Annotated in this window: 17 protein-coding genes and 1 riboswitch; of the genes, 3 read left to right on the top strand and 14 right to left on the bottom strand. The window is 68.0% G+C overall.

What is annotated here, in order from left to right; all coding sequences use genetic code 11:
• Window positions 1-6: 6 nt before the first annotated feature.
• Window positions 7-193, bottom strand: a riboswitch (cobalamin riboswitch).
• Window positions 194-238: 45 nt separating this feature from the next.
• On the bottom strand, window positions 239-2,266 hold the full coding sequence (locus tag VGR67_08065) for a hypothetical protein (GenBank protein ID HEV8336352.1): 2,028 nt from the start codon (window positions 2,264-2,266) through the stop codon (window positions 239-241).
• Window positions 2,267-2,558: 292 nt separating this feature from the next.
• Here VGR67_08065 and VGR67_08060 point away from each other — a divergent pair, with 292 nt between their 5' ends.
• Window positions 2,559-3,944 (top strand): TldD/PmbA family protein, encoded by a 1,386-nt coding sequence (locus VGR67_08060; GenBank protein ID HEV8336351.1) that lies wholly within the window; start codon window positions 2,559-2,561, stop codon window positions 3,942-3,944.
• A gap of 15 nt (window positions 3,945-3,959) precedes the next feature.
• Here the strand turns inward: VGR67_08060 and VGR67_08055 are convergent, their stop codons facing one another.
• Window positions 3,960-5,687 carry a glycerol-3-phosphate dehydrogenase/oxidase gene (locus tag VGR67_08055; protein HEV8336350.1) on the bottom strand — a complete coding sequence of 576 codons (1,728 nt, stop codon included), beginning with the start codon at window positions 5,685-5,687 and terminating at the stop codon, window positions 3,960-3,962.
• Window positions 5,688-5,846: 159 nt separating this feature from the next.
• Between VGR67_08055 and VGR67_08050 the strand changes: the two genes are divergently transcribed.
• On the top strand, window positions 5,847-7,205 hold the full coding sequence (locus tag VGR67_08050) for a metallopeptidase TldD-related protein (protein ID HEV8336349.1): 1,359 nt from the start codon (window positions 5,847-5,849) through the stop codon (window positions 7,203-7,205).
• Here VGR67_08050 and VGR67_08045 read toward each other — a convergent pair.
• From VGR67_08045 to VGR67_08035, 3 genes are all read right to left on the bottom strand, one after another.
• Window positions 7,189-8,181: a phosphotransferase gene (locus VGR67_08045; protein ID HEV8336348.1), complete on the bottom strand. Its 993-nt coding sequence runs from the start codon at window positions 8,179-8,181 to the stop codon at window positions 7,189-7,191. The genes VGR67_08050 and VGR67_08045 overlap by 17 nt on opposite strands.
• A gap of 5 nt (window positions 8,182-8,186) precedes the next feature.
• Complete coding sequence (locus VGR67_08040; protein ID HEV8336347.1) at window positions 8,187-9,272, bottom strand: NDP-sugar synthase; 1,086 nt, start codon at window positions 9,270-9,272, stop codon at window positions 8,187-8,189.
• A 126-nt stretch (window positions 9,273-9,398) separates the two neighbouring features.
• A complete protein-coding gene (locus VGR67_08035) occupies window positions 9,399-9,959 on the bottom strand; it encodes a class IV adenylate cyclase (GenBank protein HEV8336346.1) in 561 nt (186 codons plus the stop codon).
• Window positions 9,960-10,073: 114 nt separating this feature from the next.
• Here VGR67_08035 and nth point away from each other — a divergent pair, with 114 nt between their 5' ends.
• Window positions 10,074-10,811 carry an endonuclease III gene (gene nth, locus VGR67_08030; GenBank protein HEV8336345.1) on the top strand — a complete coding sequence of 246 codons (738 nt, stop codon included), beginning with the start codon at window positions 10,074-10,076 and terminating at the stop codon, window positions 10,809-10,811.
• 49 nt (window positions 10,812-10,860) lie between these two features.
• On the opposite strand, the gene VGR67_08025 is transcribed toward nth, so the two are convergent.
• The 9 genes from VGR67_08025 to murG all read right to left on the bottom strand — a co-directional run bounded on the left by VGR67_08025 (window position 10,861) and on the right by murG (window position 20,375).
• Window positions 10,861-11,652, bottom strand: a complete 792-nt coding sequence (locus tag VGR67_08025) for a DUF6585 family protein (protein HEV8336344.1) — start codon at window positions 11,650-11,652, stop codon at window positions 10,861-10,863.
• The gene (locus tag VGR67_08020) at window positions 11,649-12,272 is read right to left on the bottom strand and encodes a hypothetical protein (protein ID HEV8336343.1); all 624 of its coding nucleotides are present in this window, start codon (window positions 12,270-12,272) and stop codon (window positions 11,649-11,651) included. Before VGR67_08020 ends, VGR67_08025 begins: the two co-directional genes overlap by 4 nt.
• Window positions 12,265-13,254 (bottom strand): diguanylate cyclase, encoded by a 990-nt coding sequence (locus VGR67_08015; protein ID HEV8336342.1) that lies wholly within the window; start codon window positions 13,252-13,254, stop codon window positions 12,265-12,267. Before VGR67_08015 ends, VGR67_08020 begins: the two co-directional genes overlap by 8 nt.
• 356 nt (window positions 13,255-13,610) lie before the next feature.
• Window positions 13,611-14,834 carry a cell division protein FtsZ gene (gene ftsZ / locus VGR67_08010; protein HEV8336341.1) on the bottom strand — a complete coding sequence of 408 codons (1,224 nt, stop codon included), beginning with the start codon at window positions 14,832-14,834 and terminating at the stop codon, window positions 13,611-13,613.
• A gap of 86 nt (window positions 14,835-14,920) precedes the next feature.
• The gene (gene ftsA / locus VGR67_08005) at window positions 14,921-16,162 is read right to left on the bottom strand and encodes a cell division protein FtsA (GenBank protein HEV8336340.1); all 1,242 of its coding nucleotides are present in this window, start codon (window positions 16,160-16,162) and stop codon (window positions 14,921-14,923) included.
• Window positions 16,146-16,997, bottom strand: coding sequence for an FtsQ-type POTRA domain-containing protein (locus tag VGR67_08000; protein ID HEV8336339.1), 852 nt, complete (start codon window positions 16,995-16,997; stop codon window positions 16,146-16,148). Before VGR67_08000 ends, ftsA begins: the two co-directional genes overlap by 17 nt.
• Window positions 16,994-17,947, bottom strand: a complete 954-nt coding sequence (gene murB / locus VGR67_07995; protein ID HEV8336338.1) for a UDP-N-acetylmuramate dehydrogenase — start codon at window positions 17,945-17,947, stop codon at window positions 16,994-16,996. The genes VGR67_08000 and murB overlap by 4 nt, the downstream gene beginning before the upstream one ends.
• On the bottom strand, window positions 17,944-19,317 hold the full coding sequence (gene murC, locus VGR67_07990) for a UDP-N-acetylmuramate--L-alanine ligase (protein HEV8336337.1): 1,374 nt from the start codon (window positions 19,315-19,317) through the stop codon (window positions 17,944-17,946). The genes murB and murC overlap by 4 nt, the downstream gene beginning before the upstream one ends.
• A complete protein-coding gene (murG, locus tag VGR67_07985; protein ID HEV8336336.1) occupies window positions 19,314-20,375 on the bottom strand; it encodes an undecaprenyldiphospho-muramoylpentapeptide beta-N-acetylglucosaminyltransferase in 1,062 nt (353 codons plus the stop codon). Before murG ends, murC begins: the two co-directional genes overlap by 4 nt.
• Window positions 20,376-20,396: the final 21 nt, after the last annotated feature.

Raw genomic sequence — 20,396 nt, 5'->3', positions numbered from 1 at the left:
CGAAGGGGATTCCCTCGTCCCATAGGCAGGTTTCCTGGCTCGCGAATCATCCTCGGCCCGTCCCCTTCCCAGGGTCTCCCCCAGTGGGTTGCGACGGGCTTCGTCCTCGCTGACAGTGGCGGGGCCGCAGCGGATTTACACCGCTTTCCCTATTGTCCGGGCTCTTCCTTGCGCCTATGAGCGTTCCAGTCGCAGGCAATCTACCACAGGGCGGCGCGGCAATGTCAAGACGAGGGAGTCAGGGCAGGCGCGGGGGCCAGGCGTCCTCATACGGCTTCTCGAGGCCGGCCGCGGCGGCGGCGCGCGATCCGCGGACGTCGGGAAGGGCGGCCACGGCGTTGTAGAGCGCCGTGGCCTCGCTGCGCTTTCCCTGCAGATCGGCGAGGCGCGCCGTCCAGATCTGCGCCCAGATCCGCGCCGGGTCGGAAGGCGAAGGCGCCAGCGAAAGAACCTTCGCCCACAGGGCGAGCGCCGCCTTCCAATCGCCGCGTTCCTTCAGCACCCTGCCTCTCAGGAAGAGGGCCCGCGGATCCTGGGGGGCGTCGCTCATGGCCTGATCGATCTGCTCGTCGGCGCGCAGCAGCTTGCCTTCCGCGATCAACGTCTCGGCGAGGTCGAGGCGCGCCCGCGGCCCGACGCGGGATATCAGAGGAAGATAATGGCGCGGATCCAGGAGGATCGAGGCGAACGGCGCCTTCAGCGGAACGACCAGCTCGCCGGAGCTTCGATCGGCGGGGAACACGGAGCGCACGCGGGCTCCGGTGAGGTCTTCGGCCAGGATCTCCACCGGCATCGCGCCGGTCCCCGTCTTGTAGACGTCGGCGTGGACTTCGTAGCCGGCGTCGGTCTTCACCGCCCGGACGTGGCTGAGATAGTAGTCGAGCGTGTTCTTCGTCCGCAGCCACTGCTCGAAGAAGCCGTCGAGACGGGCCGGAGAGGCCGCCTGGGCGAAGCCCTGGAAGTCGCGATCGGTGAGGATCAGCTGCTTGTGGGCCTTCAGGATGCCGCGGAGCGCTTCCTGAAGCTTGTCCTCTCCGAGGATCCCGCCGAGCATGTGGATCACCGCGGCCGACTTGGCCCGCGCCACGATCCGATCGAAGTCCCAGTCCAGCGCGGCGCGCTCGGCGCGGCTGCGCATGAGCGTCGTGTCGTAGCCCCTCAGGACGCCCACCAGGAAGGTGTCGTTGACGCCCGATCTCAGGAATTGCTCGTGCAGATCGATGCCGTTCTTCTTGGCGAGGTAGTTCTGCTGGCACCAGGCGGACACCCCGTTGGCCACGAAGGGGACGGCGTCCGACGGATCCCCGATGCTCCAGCCCCAGACCAGCCGCGCCGCCTGCAGCGAGATCGCTTCGCGAAGAAGACCGGCGTTCTCGGTCACCGGAGCGTAAATCAGATGGGTCGAGGAGCTCCCCGTCTCCTCCCCCGGCCCGGCGGGCAGGACCGCCACCTGGGGAGGCGGGAAAGCCCCGAGGAACGCGCTGGTGAAGCCGACCGCTTCGATCGCCTCGGCGAGAGCGTTGCGCGCCCAGGCGTCCTGACCGTCGAGCGCATAGACGGTGATCGGCACCGGGCCCGCGGCTCCCTTCACGGTCTTGAATTTGTCGCTCGCCGCCAGCGCGAAATTCCTCACCTGCTTGGCGACCCGTGTCACGCGGCCGGCGGCGGCCTTGGGCGGAGAGGCGCCCGTCGAGGCGACGATCCAGCCCGCCGGCGCGGTGATGTTGACCGTCATGTCCTTGAAGTCGTCGCTTCCGAAGGAGCCGGCGCGATAGGCGCGGAACTTCAAGTACCAGGCGCCCCCGTCGCGATCGTGGAGGTTCAGGTATCCGCCGGCGCTCTCGACGGGGGCGATGGGACGATCGTACTCGACCGTGAGGGTCGTCTTGAAGCCGGCGCCGAGCGGCGGAGAGATCTCCGCGGTGTAGGCCTGCTGCTCGGGCTTCCAGGCGAGCGTCAGGGTCCTCCCTTTCGAATCGATCGCCGAGACGATGTGCCACCGCTCGTTTCCGGGAGGGGTTCCCGGAAGGCCGGGGGCTTCGATCGTCACGACGTTCAAGGGCGCCTCGGTGTCGTTCTTGTAGACGACTTTCTCCACGCCATGGAGCGTCCCCCGCGCGGGATCCAGGCTGAGATCGATCTGATATTCGTTGGCGGCGCCGGCGAGCGCCGGGGCGAGGAAGCCGAGAAGCACCGCCCAGCGGGCGGCTCGCGCCGCGTCTCTGGTACCGCGGCGGCGCCTCGGATCTCCGTTCATTGTCGACATCTCGAATCTCCGCTCGAGAAACAGTCGAAAAATGGTAGCAGAGGGCGCCTCCGGCCGCCAACGCCGGCCTGATCCGCGCCCTGAGGCCCACTCCGGATATCGGCGTGGCCCCGCGCCGGGCGCGGCGGGGCGATTGACCGGCGGCGGCCCGGGGCCCTAGAGCCCGAGTTATTCATGAAGGTCCGTAGCGAGAACGTGGAGATGGCTGCCATCACAGGACGCCCGTCAGGGCGGCCAGATCCGCGGTCGCAGTAGGAGCTTTGTGAATAATTCGGGCTAAAATCATCGATCGATGCGCGATCCTCTCGCCTCGCTCGTTTCCGACGATCTCCTGGCCCAGGCGATCGGCGCCGTTCCCGCGCGGCCCGGCGTCGAGTGGGCGGAGCTGTTTCTCGAACGCTGCGAGACGCGGCGCGTCGAATGGGGGCCGTCGGGAGGCCCGCGCCTCGTTCCCGGGATGCGCGAGGGGTTCGCGGTGCGCCGGGTGGGACCCGCCGAGCAGACGCACCATTCGGAGGAAGGCCTCGATCCCGAACGGATTCTCGCAGCCTGCCGCCGCCTCGAGGCGGGAGCCCCCGGCGTCCCGGCGGCGGGGAGCCGGGAGCGGCGATTGGCTCCCGATCCGGCCGAAGGCGGCGCGCTCCGGGAACGGGACGGAACGGCGCTCGCTGCTACGCTCGAAACGCTCGCGCGGCGACTCACCGGGCGGCTCGGGCCCGCGCTCTCCTTCGAGTTGTCGCTGGAGACGCGGCGGCGCTGGATCCGCGTGGCCCTCGCCGGCGCGGCGCCGCGCTCCGATGTGCAGGAGCGCGCCGTCCTCACCTGCCGCCTGGCACTGCCCGGCGGCGGGATCGTCCTGGGCGCGGGCGCCGTCGATCTCGAGCGGCTGCTGGCGCGCCATCCGGAGGAGGAGATCGGCCGCGAGGCCGGGCGCTCGATCGAAGCGCGGGACGCCCGGGAGGCTCCCGCCGGCGAAGCCACGGTCGTGCTGGCTCCGGGGACCGGCGGCGTCTTCTTTCACGAAGCCTGCGGGCACGCCCTGGAAGCGGACCTCGTCCTGAATCACGCCTCTCCCTTCCGGAATCTGCTGGGCGAGAAAGTGGCGGCCGATTTCGTCGGGGCCATGGACGACTCGACGCAGCCGGGGCTCGAAGGCGGATACGCCTGCGACGACGAGGGATCGCCTTGTCGCGGCACGGTCTTGATCGCGCGCGGCCGATTGAAGGCATTCCTGGCCGACCGGATCACCGGCGCCCGGCTCGGGGGCGGCACGACCGCGAACGGCCGGCGCGAATCGTTTCGGGATCTCCCGCTCCCCCGAATGTCCAACACCTTTCTCATGGCCGGCACGGACGACCCGGACGCCATCGTCCGGGAGACGCCGCGCGGCCTCTACGTCCGCCGCCTTTCGGGAGGAAGCGTCGATGCCGCCTCCGGCGACTTTCTCTTCCGCGCCGAAGGGGGGAGCCTCATCGAAAATGGAAGGTTGACGGCGCCGCTGCGCCCCTTCACGATCGCCGGAAACGGCGTGTCGGCGCTGCGCGGCATCGATCGCGTGGGCGGAGATCTCCGTTTCGGAACGGGTGCGGGCTCGTGCGGGAAGGAAGGACAGAAGATTCCGGTCGCCGTGGGGCAACCGACGCTGCGCCTGCGATCGCTCGCCGTCCGCCCCGGCTGAGCGGAGCGCGCCCGCTCAGCGCTTCCCGGGAACCGCGAAGCTCCGCTGCCATTCGGCCACCGCCGCCTCCACCTCTTCCGCTCGCCGGGCCTCGTTCCATCCCAGCCAGGCCGCCATCACCCGCGAGGCGCCGAGGGCCAGATCCCTTCCCTCGGGCCGCGCCATCCGGGCTTCCACGAAGTGCGGATGCAGGCGGCGGTAGAGAAGATCGCCGAGGCGCACCGCCCCCTCGCACTCCACCGCGTGGATCACTTCGGCGGGGGTGGCGGCGCAGCCGGCGACGAAGGGGACGCCCAGGGGGGCGTTGGAAGCGATTTTCTTGAGGATCCGCGCCGCGCGGGAGCCGTAGGTCCCGGTGAGATGGCGGGCCACGTCCGGATCGAGCCCCGGCGGAAGGTCGTCGTCCCCTCCGCGGGTCGGTCCCTCCGCCCCGGGGAACAGCTTCCACGCCGTGATGCAGTCATCGGCCCGCCGCCCGAAGCGGTTCGCCAGGATCTGCGCCGCCAGATCGACCGCCGCCTCGGCCATCCGCCGGCACGAGGTCAGCTTCCCGCCGGCGACGGTCACCACTCCGGGGGCCTCCTGCATGACGCGGAAGTCGCGCGACAGCCTGCCGGTCGGCTGATGGGGGCGATCCAGCAGCGGCCGGATTCCCGACCAGGTGGCGAGAACTTGATCGCGCGAGACGGAGAAGTCGCGAAACGCGCCGCGGGCGACCGAGAGGATGTAGTCGACTTCCTCGGCGCCGGCGCGCACCTCGTCCAGGCCGCCCTCGTGAGGCACTTCGGTCGTGCCGAGATAGGTGAAGCCGCCGGAGGGGACCGCGAAGAGGATTCGTCCGTCGGAGCGCGACGTCATCACCACGACGCGGGTCAGCGGCAGCGCCGACTCGGAAATCACGACGTGGGATCCGCGGCTGGGCCGCAGGAGCGCGGTGGCGCGCGGCTTCTCCGCCCGCATCGGGGCGTCGAGGATGCCGCCCACCCAGGCGCCGGCGGCATTGACGACGACCGCTCCCCGGGCTCCCAACGGAGCGCCCGAGAGACGATCCCGGAGAATGAGGACGGCCGGCCCCGTCTCGGAAGGCACGATGCGCTCCGCCTCGACGTGCACCGCGACCGTGGCCCCCGCTTCGACCGCCGCGACCGCCGTCTCGATCACCAACCGGGCGTCGTCGGTCCCCGCGTCCGTGTAGAGCACCGATCCGGTCAAATCCTGCTCGCGGAGCCTCGGCTCGAGCGCGAGCGTGTCGGACAGCGAAAGGAGCCGCGAGCCGGAAAGGCGCTTCCTTCCCGCGAGCAAGTCGTAGAGCCCCACGCCGAGGCGCAGCGCGAAGCGCGAGGTCGTGCCGCCCCGGTAAGCGGGATAGAGGAATTGCATCGGCTTGACGAGGTGGGGAGCGACCGCCATCAGGATCGATCGCTCGTGCAGCCCTTCGCGAACAAACCCGAACTCGTACGTCTTGAGGTAGCGGATTCCGCCGTGGATGAACCGGGTGGAGCGGGAGGAGGCGCCGAAGGCCAGATCCGAGCGCTCCACCAGGCAGACGTCCAGGCCGCGCAGCGCCGCGTCCCGGGCCACCGAGCATCCGGTCGCGCCGCCCCCCACGACGACGATGTCGTAGACGCGCTCCCCGAGCGCCCGGAGGTGGGCGGAGCGATCCCAGGCGAGCCGCGCCCGCGGCGCTTCGGGCTTGCGATCGATCGATTTGGCGGCGATGGTGCCGGACCGGGCGACAGTCACGGGTCGAAATTTAGCGCAGCGGAGGCGGGGAAGCCAGCGTCGATTGGCTCCCGAGCCGAGAATTTGCCTTCCGGACGGTGGGGAAAGGAGCCGGCGACGCGGGCATGCTATCCTCGGCCGTCTGCTGGCGGCGTCTTTCCACGGCGGCGGAGCCCAAGCATGGCCTCGAAACAACCCGAAGAACCCTCCGCCTCGTTCGAGGCGGAAATCCCCGCCGATCTGGATTGGGCGGAAGGGATGGTGGAGGAGGCCCTCCTGGCCGGCGCCTTCGAGGCGGAGGTCTATCTCAAGACGAGCTCCACGACCGGCATCGCGCTCGCGGGCGGCTTCGCCACGCTTGCCGGAGGCTCGGAACGCGGCATCGCGCTGCGCGTCTTCGACGATCGCGGAAACTTCGGGCACGCCTTCTCGTCGTGGGGCAGCGACCTGCGGCCGCGCGAGATGATCCGGCTCGCCGTCTCGGCGCTCAAGGATTCCGCCGCGGGCCGCTCGGGCGCCGCCTTCCCCGCCCCTCGGCCCGCGCGGCCTTTCAGCGATCCGGACGGGCTGATCGACGACAACGTGACCCGCATGAGCCCCGCCGACAAGCGGGGCCTGCTGGAGAACGCGCTGCGAGCCGCCGCTCCCGGACGCTTCCGGCCGACGAGCGCCGCCTATCGCGACGGAATCTCCCGAGTCGCCCTGGTGAACAGCCGCGGGCTGCGGGCCGGCTACGCGCGGACCTTGGCGCTGCTCCGGCTCACGCGCGCCGAGGCGGGCGGCCCGACGTTCCATCTGGAGCGGGTTGCGCCGGGACCCGATTTCGAGGCCTTCAAGGAATCGGCCCAGGAGCTCGATCGAATCCGTCCCGCCGGAGCCGTGATGGAGATCGGCGGGGCGGATCTCCTCATCGAGGCGCCGGCCGCGGTCTGCTTGCTGCGCCGGCTTGAGCCCGAACTCCTGGAAGAGGCCCGGGACGCGGAAGGGTCGCGGGAGACCGGGTTCCTCCGCGTCGGCTCCGAGGCGGTCACGGTCGTCGACGACGGCGGCCTCGCGGGCGGCGTCGCCAGCGCTCCATTCGACGGGGAGGGGAATCCGACCGGCCGGTTGACCCTGGTCAAAGCCGGCGTCCGGATCGATCGGCTCCGCCGGCCGCGCGCGGATGAGATCGGCCGCCCCGGAACGGCGGGACGCGCTTCCTACCGCGAGCTCCCGCGGATCGCCGGATCGAATCTCTTCATCGTGCCCGGCAGCCGGCGGCCCGAGGAGATCCTCCCGGAGCTCGAGCAGGGCTTTCTCCTGGCGGCGCTCGCCGCCGATCCGGCCGGAGGGCCGCGCGGCGAGAAGATCGGCTGGAGGGGGATGGGGTGGAAGGTGCGCGCCGGACGGCGCGTCGAAGGGTGCCGGATCGTGGCCTTCCGGGCGGATCCGGCCGAATTGCTCGAGGCGGTTCGCGAGGTCTCGGCGCGCCTGCGGTTCGCGCTGCGGGGAGCGACGGCGAACGGGGCGCCCGATCTGCTCGTCAGCCGCGGCCGCTGAAGACGTGCTTCTCGAAGGCCGCGAAGATCCCGTGGTACTGCCGCCCGCGGAGCAGCGCGTCGCGCACCATCGTCAACGTTCGCGGGATGTAGCGTTCGTAGTCCGGGTGGCCGAGATGATGCACCTGGTATCCGAACGTGCCGAGATCCTTGATGTTCCTCTGGAGAGCCGTCCTTTCGAACTCCTCCCGGAAGGCCTCCTCCCATAGCGCCGGGCGCTGCGCCAGAAAATAGCGGATCCCCTCCTCCCGGAGCTCCGCCGCGAGGTCCAGCGACGAATCGCGCAGCAGCGAGGCCAGGTCGTAGGCCGCCGGCCCCATTCGGGCGTCCTGGTAATCGATGACTTTCAGGCCCTCCGGCGTGATCATCAGGTTGCGGGACTGGAAGTCGCGGTGGCAGAGGACTCGCGGGGCTCCATCGAGCGAGTAAGCCAGGTAGCCGAAGAAGCTGGCGAGCTGCGCCGCCTCGTCGGCGGAGGGATGCGCGCCACGATAGCCGAGCACGAAGTGCCGGTAGAAGTGCTCCAGCTCCGCCAGGAGCTTCGCTTCGTCCAGCGCCGATTTCCGGGCCGCGGCGGCGGGGGGCAGCTGGCGCGTTCCCCGATCCTGGAGCAGCGCGATGACGTCGATGGCCTCTCGATAGCGGGACGCCCGGTCGTAGCCCGGATCGGCGAGAATCGCCGATTGAAGGGTGGTGTCGCCCAGATCCTCCTGGAGCACGATCCCCTGCTCCGGGAAGACGCCGAGGATCTTCGGCACCGGGACTCCGACACGCTCGAAATGCTCGTGATTCGAGCGCAGCGCGGAGTCGTTCCAATCGAAGGCCTCCGGAAACAGCATCAAGATGATGCTGGGAGCGTCCGGAGGCTCGACGCGAAAGAACCGCCGGGTGGAGGCGTCTCCTTTGAGCTGCGTGATGCGGCTGCCGGGCGGGAAGTTACGATGCGCGAAAGCCTCGAGCCCCGGGTCCTTTCGCATGGGATCTAGAACGAAGCCAGGAGGAGGCTTCCGGAGCGCTCCAGCTTGCCGCGATCGCCCCTGTAGCTCGCCTCATCCAGGACGACCCGGCGGGTCAGGCTGGTTCTTGCGGGAATCGTGACTCGGGATGCGACGAGGCACTCCGTGAGCGAAGAGCTTTCCTCGATTCTCACGCTGTCCCACAGGATCGACTGCACTACGCGCGACTGCCGGCCCAGGACCACCCGATTCCCGAGGACGACCTCCGCCGCGAAGCTGTCGGAGGACATCTGGAGATCCGCTCCGGCGAGGAAAGCCGGCTCGATGCTTCCCTGCAGCGATGACAAGGGGGAGGCACTGTACACCCCTTCCCGCAAACGCATCTTCTGCATGTAGCCGGCGTCGCCAAGCCTGATCAGATCCAGGGAACCCTGCAAGTAGCGCTGAGGGGTCCCCAGCTCGCGCCAAAAGCCGGCATGAACATACCCGACAATGCGCTCGCCTCTTTCGATGAGCTTCGGATAGATCTCGCGGTTGATCTCACTCTTCACGGCGGGCGGGATCTCCCGGAATATCGCGGGTTCAAGGATGTGGATTCCGGTGAAATGGTAGCGCGGCTTTCCGGTCCCAGGTCCCGGATGTCCCGCGATGCGCACGATCCGATGATCATCACCCATCTCCACGGCCCCGTATTCGGTTCCCTCTTGAAATGGCGTCAGGACGAGCGTCGCCAGGGCGCCGCTTCGGCGATGATGCTCCAGCGCCAGCGCCAAAGGGCAATCGGTGACGAAGTCGGCATTGGCCATGATCAGCGTTCCATCCCGCAGGAATTCCTCAGCGTTTTTCAAGCCGCCGCCGGTCCCCAGGATCGTTGGCTCGGGGCAGAAGAAGACGTTCAATCCGAGAGCCCGAATCTCGGGCTCCAGCACGCGGACCGTGTCGGGGCAGTAGTGCAGATTGATCGCGACCTGGTCCACGCCGTTACGCGCGAGGTGCTCGAGGAGATGGAGCACCGAGGGGCGGTTCAGAAGCGGAAGAGCCGGCTTGGCGCGATCCCATGTCAAGGGCTTCATCCTTTCCCCCAGGCCGGCGGCGAGCACCATCGCTTTCATATCTCCTCCGGTATGCAGCCGGGCCTCAAGAGTCGGCCGGACGACATGAGATGAAAACCGCTCTAGTCCGGATCGAAACTCTGCTCACCCCTTCAAAACTACCCAAGGCAATCCATAGACATGGGTCTAAACGATACCAAATAGCATATTTCTGGTTCGGATCCGATTAGCTCTTTTGTATGTAACGAACAGGTCGTGGTAGGTTCCGGTTATAAAGTCGTCTCGGCCGAACCCTAACCGCCTCGAAAGCCTCTCGATAGCGCGCCGGCTACCCTCGAGCTCTATATAGGTGCCTATGGGTGTTTCGTCCAGCGCTATATGCAGTGCTCCGAGCCGATAAAGGGTGCGGTACTTCTGGTAGCGGAAGCCGCAGCGCATCCCGAGACGATCGAGGATCTTCAAGAGAGTCTCGCCGTCGGAGAATCGGGTCTCCAGCTCGGCGCGGGACTTCAAGCCGTGAATCACCCTCGCGGGACCCTTGAAGGTCAGGGACGCCCCGCTCGGTGTCAAGCGGACGCGCAGGAGTGAATGCGTCCGCGAGATTCGGCGGTCGGCATCGTCGAAGAGAAAATTGTCTTCCAAGTGACGGGGAAGCTCGAGCCATGCTCCCAGGCTCCTGAGGCGGGCCGTGAGGCGCGCGCGGGGCCCGGAAAGGGCGAGCTTGATCTCGGTCTCGCGGCGCTCCAAGTCCCCTCCTGCCCCCGCTTATATCACGGCTCTGCGCCCGGGCGCCGGCCGCCGCGAGGCGCGCGATCGGGCGCCGAAGACCATGGTAAGATGCGCCGTTCCCGGGAGAGACTGATGGCAAACCGGACCGGCAAGCCGGTCGACCCGCGTCGAATGGAGCGTATTCTCGCGCTTCTCGACGAGCATTATCCAGAGTCCGAGACGGCGCTGTCCCACCAGAGCCCGATTCAGCTCCTCGTGGCGACGATTCTCTCGGCGCAGTGCACCGACGCGCGCGTGAACCTCGTGACGCCCGCCCTGTTCCGAAAATATCCCGACGCCCGGGCTTTCGCCCGGGCGAATCTGCGCGAGCTGGAAGCCTTGATCCGTTCGACCGGCTTCTTCAGAAGCAAAGCGCGCAACATCCGGGAATGCTGCCGCAAGCTCGTGAAGGACTTCGCCGGAGAGGTTCCTCCCCGGCTCGCGGATCTGGTCACTCTCCCGGGAGTCGGCCGCAAGACGGCGAACGTCGTCTTGGGGAACAGCTTCGGCATTCCGGGAATTACGGTCGACACGCACGTCGGAAGGGTTTCCCGCCGGCTCGGCTTGACCCGCCACGAAGATCCGGTCAAGGTGGAGTTCGATCTGATGAAGCTCGTTCCGGAATCGCGCTGGTCGAACTTCTCCCTCCAGCTCATCCTGCATGGCCGCCAGATCTGCATCTCCCGCCGTCCCCGGTGCGAGGCGTGCTTCTTGCGGGATTTCTGCCCCTATTCCGCCCTGATTCTCAAAGGCAGTGCCGGGCTGCGGCCGCGGTCGCGGAAGCCCGCGCTCTCGGCTGCCAAGACGGCCCTTCCGAGGCGCCCCGTCTGATTCGGCTTGGAGCCGGCGCGCGGCCGATCGCGGCCCCCAGGCTCCCGCCTCAACCTCGGAAGTTAGCCGAAGCGAGAGTGCCCGGCCGCATTCCCGGAACGCCGAGCTGGCGCAGCAGTTCCACCAGGACGAAAGCGTTCGGAATCTTCGCGACCGGCATCTGGATGACGTTCAGCCACGCCCCCTGCTTCTTCACGAAAAAGCGCCCTGACTCCAGTCCGAAGGAGGCCACCTCGGCGAAGCGCACGCGCTTCCGGCCCCGGAGGATCGAGTCGTGCTGGATCGCCACGGGGCCGAACTCGGCTCGGCCCGCCGTCCGCACCTGGTTGAGGGCTTCTTGGATGAGGCGGGGATTCACGCGCGCCAGGATTTTCTCGACCGCGTCGCCGGCGCGGCTCCAGCCGGAGGTGAGCACGAGGGGAGCCTGGGAGTCGGCGAGGAGCGCGCAGCGGATCGAGACGCTGCGCTCGTCGACCCCCGTGGAGCGGCGGGAGAATCCGTGCAGGAGCGCCCGGAACAGGAGGCCCAGGAGGCCTCCTCCCCGCGAGACGATCGCCCGGTAGCGCACCTCGCGCACCGCTTCCCAGCGAATCGCCCGGGCGGAGGCGCCGCTGCGAACGACCATCCCCTCGGAGTGGATCTCGACGACCTTCCCCGCCTCGCGCTTCCAGTACAGGAGAAGGAACAGCGCCGTGAGGGCTCCGAGACCCCAGGACCATTCCCGCCGGAGGCGCGCATGGAAATAGAAAAGGCCGAAGGCGACCAGGAGGGCGAGCAGCAGCGCCGCGATTCGGTATGTGAAGCCCCTCGAGTAGACCACCTCCGGAGGGGAGTGAATCACGACCCTTTTCCCGCGGATCCCATCGCCTGGCGCACGCTGTCGATCACCGTCGAGCTGGGCTTGCTGATTTCGGAAGGATCGGCGACCCGCTCCGCCTTCCCCTGGTCGTTGATCCGGTACTGGCCGTAATGGAAGTGGGCGGTCGTGTAGCTGTCGGGATATTTCGTCGGCCGGAGGAGGAAGGCGATGTACTTCTTTCCGGCCTGATAATTCGTCTTGTCGCCTTCGAGATCGGAATGGAACGCCACCCGCACGGTTCTGCCGGGAGCCTTTCCCTTGACGACCTGCTCGATCTCCAGGAGGGCGTAGCTGTCCTCCCAGTAGGCGTACTTGCGCGAGCCGGGACGCTGGCGCGAAGGTCCAGGGTGAGGGATGCCCCCGATCTGGCTCACCCGCCCCACGACGATCAGGTCGGCATGGCGCACCAGATCCTTGAACTCGGGCTTGAAGACCTTGCCCGCTCCATAGCTCTGCGCCGGCTTGGGCGGCCGCCCCGCGGCGAGGGCGGGCCCTGCCGCCGCGGTGACGAGGAACGAGCAGAGACCAAGGAGCGCCGCCGTGATGGTTTCATAGGGACGGCGCCGGGACGGGATCGCGCCCGCGGAGGGAGGATTAATCACGGCTCCGGATGGAAAGGGGATCCAGCACGGAACGATTCCGGCCCGATTCCTTCGCCTCGTACAGCGCCTTGTCGGCGAGACGGACCAGGTCCTCGTGGCTGAAGATCCGGTTGTTGACGGGATAGGTGGCGATTCCCTGGCTGGAAGTCACCGTCACCTTGCTGCCTCCGAGATCGAAGCGGTGGCTCTCCATCGCCTGGCGAATCCTCTCCGCGAGCTTGAACGCCGGAGGGCCGGCGGTCGCCGGCAGGAGGATCACGAACTCATCCCCGCCGTAGCGCGCCACCAGGTCCGTCTCGCGGGCGCTGCTGGCGAGAATGCGCCCGAACTCGCGCAGGACGTCGTCCCCGCATAGGTGCCCGTACTGGTCGTTGATCGCCTTGTAGTGATCCAGGTCGAGCATCATCAGGGAAAGGTATTCGCGGTAGCGCCGGGCCCGGCGGAACTCCTCCTGGAGCCTTTGCTCGAAGCTGCGGTAGTTGAGGAGCCCGGTCTTCTCGTCCCGGACCAGGAGCTGCTGCAGCCGGTTGTTCGCCTCCTTCAGCTCCTGGTTGGCGCGCTCGAGCTGAAGATACACGTCCCGCTTCTTCAGCATCGTCCGGACGCGGGAGCTTACCTCGGCGAAGTCGGTCGGATCGGAGATCAGGTCGTCGGCGCCTTCCGCGAGGACTTCGGAGGCGGCCGGAGGCCCCGAGCCGTCGGTCAGCATGATGATGGGGATCATTCCAAGCTGGCTGTCGCTCTTCAGCTCGCGGGCGACGCCTCCGCCGGAGAGAGCGGGAATCGAGCGATCCAACAGGATGAGATCCGGCATCTCGCGCCGCACGATCTCGAGCGCCTCCCGGGCGCTGGCGGCGGCGGTGACGACGAAGCTCTCGCGGCGGAGCCACTCGGTCAGGCGCTGGACGTTCTCGGGCTCGTCGTCGACGACCAGGATCTTGTAAAGGTTTTGCAGGACCCGCTCCACCCGCAAAGCGTCCACCGGGCGTACACCGGCTTCGGGAGACGGCAGTCGCTGGCGCGCATTGTATGCGCGACCCTTCCCTCACGCAAGACCCACCCAACCCGCCGATCACGAGTCCTTCATCCGTCTGTCGGGCCCGCCCTCAGCGCGGGTCGATGAAGGTACTCGAGGGAGCCGCCGCCGCTCGCGTGACCTCCCCGTCCCTCCTGGAGTTCATCGGGGCCGGGGCGGAACGGGGCTTGTGAGCAGGGGCCGGGGCACCCGCGCTTTATGCGGGTCGGGCCAGTGAGCGGGGAACCCATGCCGTCGACCGCTGGGCTCCTTCGCTCCGTCCCCCAGAAGGAACGTTGCCGTTCCCGCCCAAGGCGATCCAGCTAATCCATCTGCTTCCTCAAGAATGTCGGGATGTCGAGCTCGTCTTGAAGCGAAGCGTATGCGGGGGCGGCCTCCTCCGAGGGGGAGAAGCTCGCTGCCTCCACGGCGCGCTGCTGCTGCTTCCGCATGAAAGCGGGCGTGTCGGAGATCCGGTGCTCGAAGCCTCCGCGATCCCGCATGGAGAACGCCTCCCGGCCGCGGGGCGTCACGACGGGCGTCGACGGGTCCTTGAACCCCGTGGCGATCACCGTGACCTTCATCTCGTCGGTCATGGTGGGATCGATGACCGTCCCGAAGATGATGTTGGCTTCCGCGTCGGCGGTCTTCTGGACCAGCGTCGAAGCTTCCGACACCTCGTGCAGCGTCATGTCGGTGCCGCCGGTGATGTTGATGAGGATCCCCTTGGCGCCGTCGATGGCGGCGTCCTCGAGGAGCGGCGAGGAGATCGCCTTCTGGGCGGCTTCCATGGCGCGGTTTTCGCCGCGGGCGATGCCGGTGCCCATGAGCGCCATGCCCATGCCCGCCATGATCGTCTTCACGTCGGCGAAATCGAGGTTGATCTCCCCCGGGATCGTGATCAGGTCGGAGATGCCCTGCACCGCCTGGCGCAGGATGTCATCGGCGTACTGGAACGCCGCGCCGAGCGCCATCTTCTTGTCCACGGTGGACAGGAGCTTCTCGTTCGGGATGGCGATCACGGTGTCGACGCATTCCTGGAGCTCGCGCAGCCCCTGCTCCGACTGCTCCTTGCGGCGCTTCCCTTCGAACGAGAAGGGCTTGGTCACGACCGCCACCACGAGCGCCCCGAGCTCCTGCGCCAGGTTCGCGATGATGGGGGTCGCCCCCGTGCCCGTCCCGCCGCCGAGCCCGGCGGTGATGAAAACCATGTCGGCGCCGCTGAGCAGCTCGAGGATCTTCTCCGAGTCCTCCAGCGCGGCGTTCCGGCCGACGTCGGGATTGGCGCCGGCGCCGAGCCCCTTGGTCAGTTTGGATCCGATCTGCAGGCGCACCGCCGCCTTCGACGAGCGCAGCGCTTGGCAGTCGGTGTTTGCGGCGATGAACTCCACCCCCTGCAGATTGTTCGCGATCATCCGGTTGACGGCGTTGCCTCCCCCGCCGCCCACTCCGACGACCTTGATGTTGGCGCCGATGTCCCTTGTTTCGGCGAACGTCACGCTGGCCTTCTTGTCCTTGCCCGGCTCCGGGTCTTCCATGCGGATCATCGATTGTCCCCCTGACGGTTTGGCTTCCCGGTCGAAACCGGGAAGGCAGCTCTGCCCCGGCCCTATGCTTCGGCCGCCCTTCTGGCTCAAAACAGCTCCTGGATCCAGGTCTTCATCCGCTCTCCCATACGGACGAAGAAAAACGGGTTGGTGGGCGGCTGGACCTCCACGCGCCGCGTCCGGTGCCGGTGGCCAAAGAGGATCAGGCCGACCGGCGTGGCGAAGAGCGGGCTGTTGACGCCGTCCGAAAGCCCCCCCACGTTGACGGGGGCGGCGCGGCGGACCGGCATGTCCAGGACGTCCTCGGCGATTTCCGGGATGCCTTCCATGATCGATCCGCCTCCGGTAAGGACCGCACCGGCATTGATGGACTTGTCGAACCCCGTGCGGACGATCTCCTCGTTGATGAGGGAGAAGATCTCCTCCGCCCGGGGCTGAATGATCTCGCAGAGAATCTGCCGGGAGAGGACCCGCGATTTCCGCCCGCCCACGCTGGGCACCTCGATCGTGTCCTCCTCGCCCACCAGGCCGGGGACGGCGCAGCCGTACTTCTTCTTGATCCGCTCCGCTTCCGGAACGGGCGTCCGGAGCCCCACCGCGATGTCGTTCGTGAAGTGGTCCCCGCCGGTGGGAAGGATGCTGATGTGGCGGATGGCTCCCCGCTCGAGAAGCGCCAGGTCGGTCGTGCCGCCACCGACGTCGATGATGGCCACCCCCATCTCCTTTTCATCGGTGGTCAGCGTCGCCTCGGAGGCGGCCAGCTGCTCCAGGACCGTGTCCTCGACCTCGATGCCCGCGCGGTTCACGCAGTTCACGATGTTCTGCACCGCGGAGATCGAGCCGGTCACGACGTAGACGTTCGCTTCCAGGCGGGTCCCGGTCATCCCCACGGGATCCCCGATCCCTTCCTGGTCGTCCACGATGAACTCCTGGGGGAGCACGTGGAAGATCTCCCGGTCGGGGGGGATGGAGACCGCCCGGGCGGCATTCAGGACCCGGGCGATGTCGGCCCGGGTGACTTCGTGATCCTTCCCCGAGATGGCGACCACGCCCCGGCTGTTGAAGCCGCGGACGTGCCCCCCGGCGATCCCCACGAAGGCTTTTTCGACGCTGACCCCCGCCATCAGCTCCGCCTCTTCCACCGCGGACTTGATGGAGTCGATCGTGGCGTCGAGATTGATGACCACTCCCTTGCGGAGGCCTTTCGAAGGACACGTGCCGAACCCGACGATGTCGAGCGAACCGTTCTCGTTAGGCTCGGCGACGGTGACACAGACCTTGGTCGTGCCGATGTCCAGACCCACGATGTGCTTAGCGCTTCGTGCCATCTTCGCTGCTCCTTCCCTCCGCCGGCAGGATGCTGAGGCGATCCTTCCATCTCAGATCGACATATCTCACGTCGCCGTAATTCGATGCGATGTAGTTCCTCATGGCCAGATAGTTGTCGAGGTTCAGCTCGAAGGCGTCCGGGCTCACTTTCAGCGGCGGCCCGCCGTCGTTCAGCCTCACTTCGAGGGCGTCGTCCCGCTCGACGTCGATTTCCGAGACCTGATCCGCGAGCTGGGGGTGGGTGCGGTAGAGGTAGTTCACGAACGTCGCGCCGCGCGCCACTTTCCGCTTCAGGGTGTCCCGTCCGGCGGAGTCCAGTCCGGTGAGGATCGGGAAGTCGTAATCGGCGTATTCGGGTCCGAAGCGATCCAGCAGCGTGCCTTCGCCGTCGGCCAGGTAGATCCCGTCGCGCACCTTCACGAGAACCTCCGGGACCCGCTCCTCGATCTGAATCAGGAGCACGTCGGGGATGCGCCGCTTCGCCCGGGCGGTCTTGATCCACGACTGCGACTCGAGCCGCGACTGCAGCGCCCCGAGGTCGGCGGCGAAGATGTTCTTGCCCAAAAACGGCGCGGTGACTCGCTTGATTTCCCGTTCCGGGACGTAGCCGCCGCCGGCCACCAGAACGCGCGTCACCCGGAACCGCTCGGAATGCGTGAGGTAGCGATACGCCCCCCACGCCGCCAGCCCGACGACGCCCGCGACCGCCAGGTGCAGGCCGGCCCAGGCCGCCGCGCGAATCAGCGAGCGGGCGCGCCGCCGCTTGCGCACCTGCTCGTTCCGCGTCAGCCGCAGGAACCTTTCGTCCGTGCTGGGAACGATCGGAGGGATCACGGCCAGATCACCACCTCCATCTCCAGGGAGACGCCCGCGTGCTTGAGGACCGTCTCGCGAATTCGCTCGGCCAGGATCATCACGTCGGAGAAGGTGGCGCCTCCGGTGTTCACGATGAAATTGCCGTGCACTTCGGAGATCTTCGCCCCCCCGTGGACCGTTCCTTTGAGCCCGGCCTCCTGGATCAGGCGGCCGGCGTTGCTGCCGGGGGGGTTCTTCCAGATGCAGCCCGAGCTGCGCACGCCGGTGGGCTGCGTGCGGCGCCGGTGCTCCCGGAAGGGGCGGACGATCTCCTCGATCTCCTTCGGCGGCCGGGGCGTCGTCTCGAAGAGAGCCTCCACGACGATCGAGTCGCGCAGGAACGGGGCGCCGCGGTAGATGAAATCGGCGGGGGAGACCCGAAGCCGCTCCACCCGTCCCTGAAGGTCGAGCACCGCCACCTCCCGGACGGTCGACTGCATCGAATCGCCGAAAGCCCCCGCGTTCATCCGCACCGATCCCCCCACCGACCCCGGGATCCCCTCCGCCCACTCCAGGCCCGACAGCCCGAGGGGCGTGAGGCGGCTCACGAGCGAGGGGAGCCTCCATCCGGCCGGCGCCCGGACGAAGTTCCCGTCGATCCGCGGCTCGTCCAGCAGATCGGCCAGACACACGACGACGCCGCGGAAGCCGGCCTCGGAGACCAGGAGGTTGGATCCCGCCCCGAGGACGGCCAGAGGGATCCCTTCGTTGGTCAGCGCCTCGAGAGCCTGGGCGATCGCCGGCACCGAATCGGGGCGCGCCAGGAAATCGGCGGGCCCGCCCACTCCCAGGGTCGTCAGCCGAGCGAGCGGGAAGCTCCGCTCGTAGGGGACCGCGGAGGCCTCCAGGATCTCCGTCGCCTTTTCCGCCCAGCTTCCCGCCATGTCCCGTTCCTCGTGGCGCCTCGCCGCCTGCGCCCGGCTCTTCACGAACTCTTCCCCAGCCTCTTCAGGAACTCCTCTCCCGCCCTCCAGACCGAGCCCGCTCCCATCGTGATCACCATGTCCTCGGGGCGGACCCGGGAAAGGAGGAAGTCGGGGACCTCCTTCAGATCGCACACCAGGGTCACGTCGCGGTGGCCCTGGCGCCGGATGGCCTCGGCGAGGCTCTCCCCGGAGACGCCCGGGAGCGGCTTCTCGCCGGCCGGGTAGATGTCGGTGACCACCAGGACGTCGGCGTCCTCGAAGCTGCGCGCGAACTCGTCGTGGAGAGCGGCTGCTCGCGAGAAGCGGTGAGGCTGAAAGACGACGACCGTCCGGCGGCTCCAGCCCCGCCGGGCCGCCCGGAGCGTCGCCCGAATCTCCGAGGGATGGTGTCCGTAGTCGTCGATCACCAGAATCCCGTTGGCTTCCCCCTTGAGCTGGAAGCGCCGGTCGGCGCCCCGGAACTGGGAGAGGTGGGAGGCGATCCAGTCGAAAGGCAGGTCCAGCTCCAATCCGACGGCGATGGCCGCCAGGCTGTTGCTGACGTTGTGGAGTCCCGGCACCCGCAGCTCCACGCTGCCGAGGGGCTTCTCTTTCCAGGAAACTTCGAAGCGGCAGCTGAACTCCTTCATCGCCATCCCCTCGGCTCTCAGGTCGGGCCGTCCCTCCAGTCCGTAGGTCACGATCTTCCGCTCGAGCCTCGGCAGGATCTCGCGGATCGCCGGATCGTCCAGGCAGACGATCCCGACGCCGTAGAACGGGACCTTGTTCAGGAAGTCGACGAAGGCGTCCTGAAGCTTCGCGAAGGTGCCGTAGTGGTCCAGGTGCTCCGCGTCCAGGTTCGTCACGACGGCGATCGTCGGAGAAAGATGGAGGAAGGAGCCGTCGCTCTCGTCGGCCTCCGCCACGAGGAGATCTCCCTTGCCGAGCTTGGCGTTGCTTCCGAGGATTTCCAGACGCCCGCCGATGACGATGGTGGGATCCAGGTTGGAGCCGGAGAGCACCTGGGCGACCATGGAGGTGGTGGAAGTCTTGCCGTGCGCTCCGGCGATGGCGACGCCGTACTTCATCCGCATCAGCTCCGCGAGCATCTCGGCCCTGGGAATCACGGGAATCTGGAGTCGCCGCGCCTCGGCCACCTCGACGTTGCCGGGGCGCACCGCGGAGGACGTCACCACGACGTCGGCGCCTTTCACGTTTCCCGCCTCGTGCCCGATGGCCACCTTCCCCCCCAGGTCTTCCAGCCTTCGCGTGACGGAGCTCGCCGCGAGGTCCGATCCCGACACCCCGTATCCCAGGTTCAGCAGCACCTCCGCGATCCCGCTCATCCCGATTCCGCCGATCCCGACGAAGTGGACTTGCCGGACTTTCTTCATGCCATCAGCTCTTCCACCAGATCGGCGACCCGGGCCGCCGCGTCGGGGCGGGCCAGCCGCGCGGCCGCACGCTCCATGGCCGTGATCCTCTCCGGACTTGCGGCGAGGGACTCGATCGCCTGCGCCAGCCGCTCCCCCGTGAGATCCGACTCGCGCAGGACCACGGCCGCCCCCGCCTTCTCGAGCTTCTCCGCGTTGAGCCGCTGGTGGTCGCCCGCCGCGCTGGGGAAGGGAATCAGGATCGAGGCCTTCTGGCAGGCGGTCAGCTCCGCCACCGTGGTCGCGCCCGCGCGGCAGATCACCAGATCGCAGCGCGCGTATTCGTCCGCCATCCGCTCGAGGTAGGGGGTCACTTCCGCCTCCAGCCGGTGCTTCCGGTAGGCCTCCTCCACCGCCTGCCGGTCCTTCTCGCCGGTCATGTGGACGATCCTCAATCCCAGCCTCCGCTGCGCCAGATGCGGGAGCGCTTCCACCATCTTCTCGTTGATGGCCCGGGCCCCCTGGCTTCCCCCGAAGACGAGCAGCGCGAAGATCGCTCCCCGCGACTTGGGCTTCACCGCCGAGAATTCGGTGCGGACCGGGTTGCCCGTGACCTCGCCGCGGCCTCCCAGCTGTTCCTTCGTCTCCTCGAAGGAGACGGCGATGCGATCCACCCATCGGGCGAGGATACGGTTCGCCAGGCCCGGCGAGTAGTTCTGCTCCTGCACCATCGTGGGGATGCGCTGCAGGATGGCGGCGCCCACCGCCGGGGCCGAGGCGAATCCCCCCACGCCGATCACGACGCGCGGCTTCAGCTCCCAGAGGATGCGCATCGATTGGAGCAGCCCCGCCGCGGTCTGGAAGAGCGCCGCGATCTGGGCCGACAGGCTCCGTCCCAGAAGTCCCCGGGAGCTCACGCGCAGGAGCTGGAAGCCGTGCCCTTCCACGACCCGCTTCTCGAACGCCGATCCGGTGCCGATGAACACCACGACGAGACCTCGCCGGCGGCGAGAAAGCTCCTGGGCCACCGCCACCGCCGGATAGATGTGGCCCCCCGTGCCTCCCCCCGCGAAAACCACCCGTTCCGGCGCTCCGGGCTC

The sequence above is a fragment of the Candidatus Polarisedimenticolia bacterium genome (assembly GCA_036004685.1).
Lineage (GTDB): Bacteria > Acidobacteriota > Polarisedimenticolia > Gp22-AA2 > AA152 > DASYRE01.
Note: the sequence above shows the minus strand (reverse complement) of the source record. Positions and strands in the feature narration are given on the sequence as shown.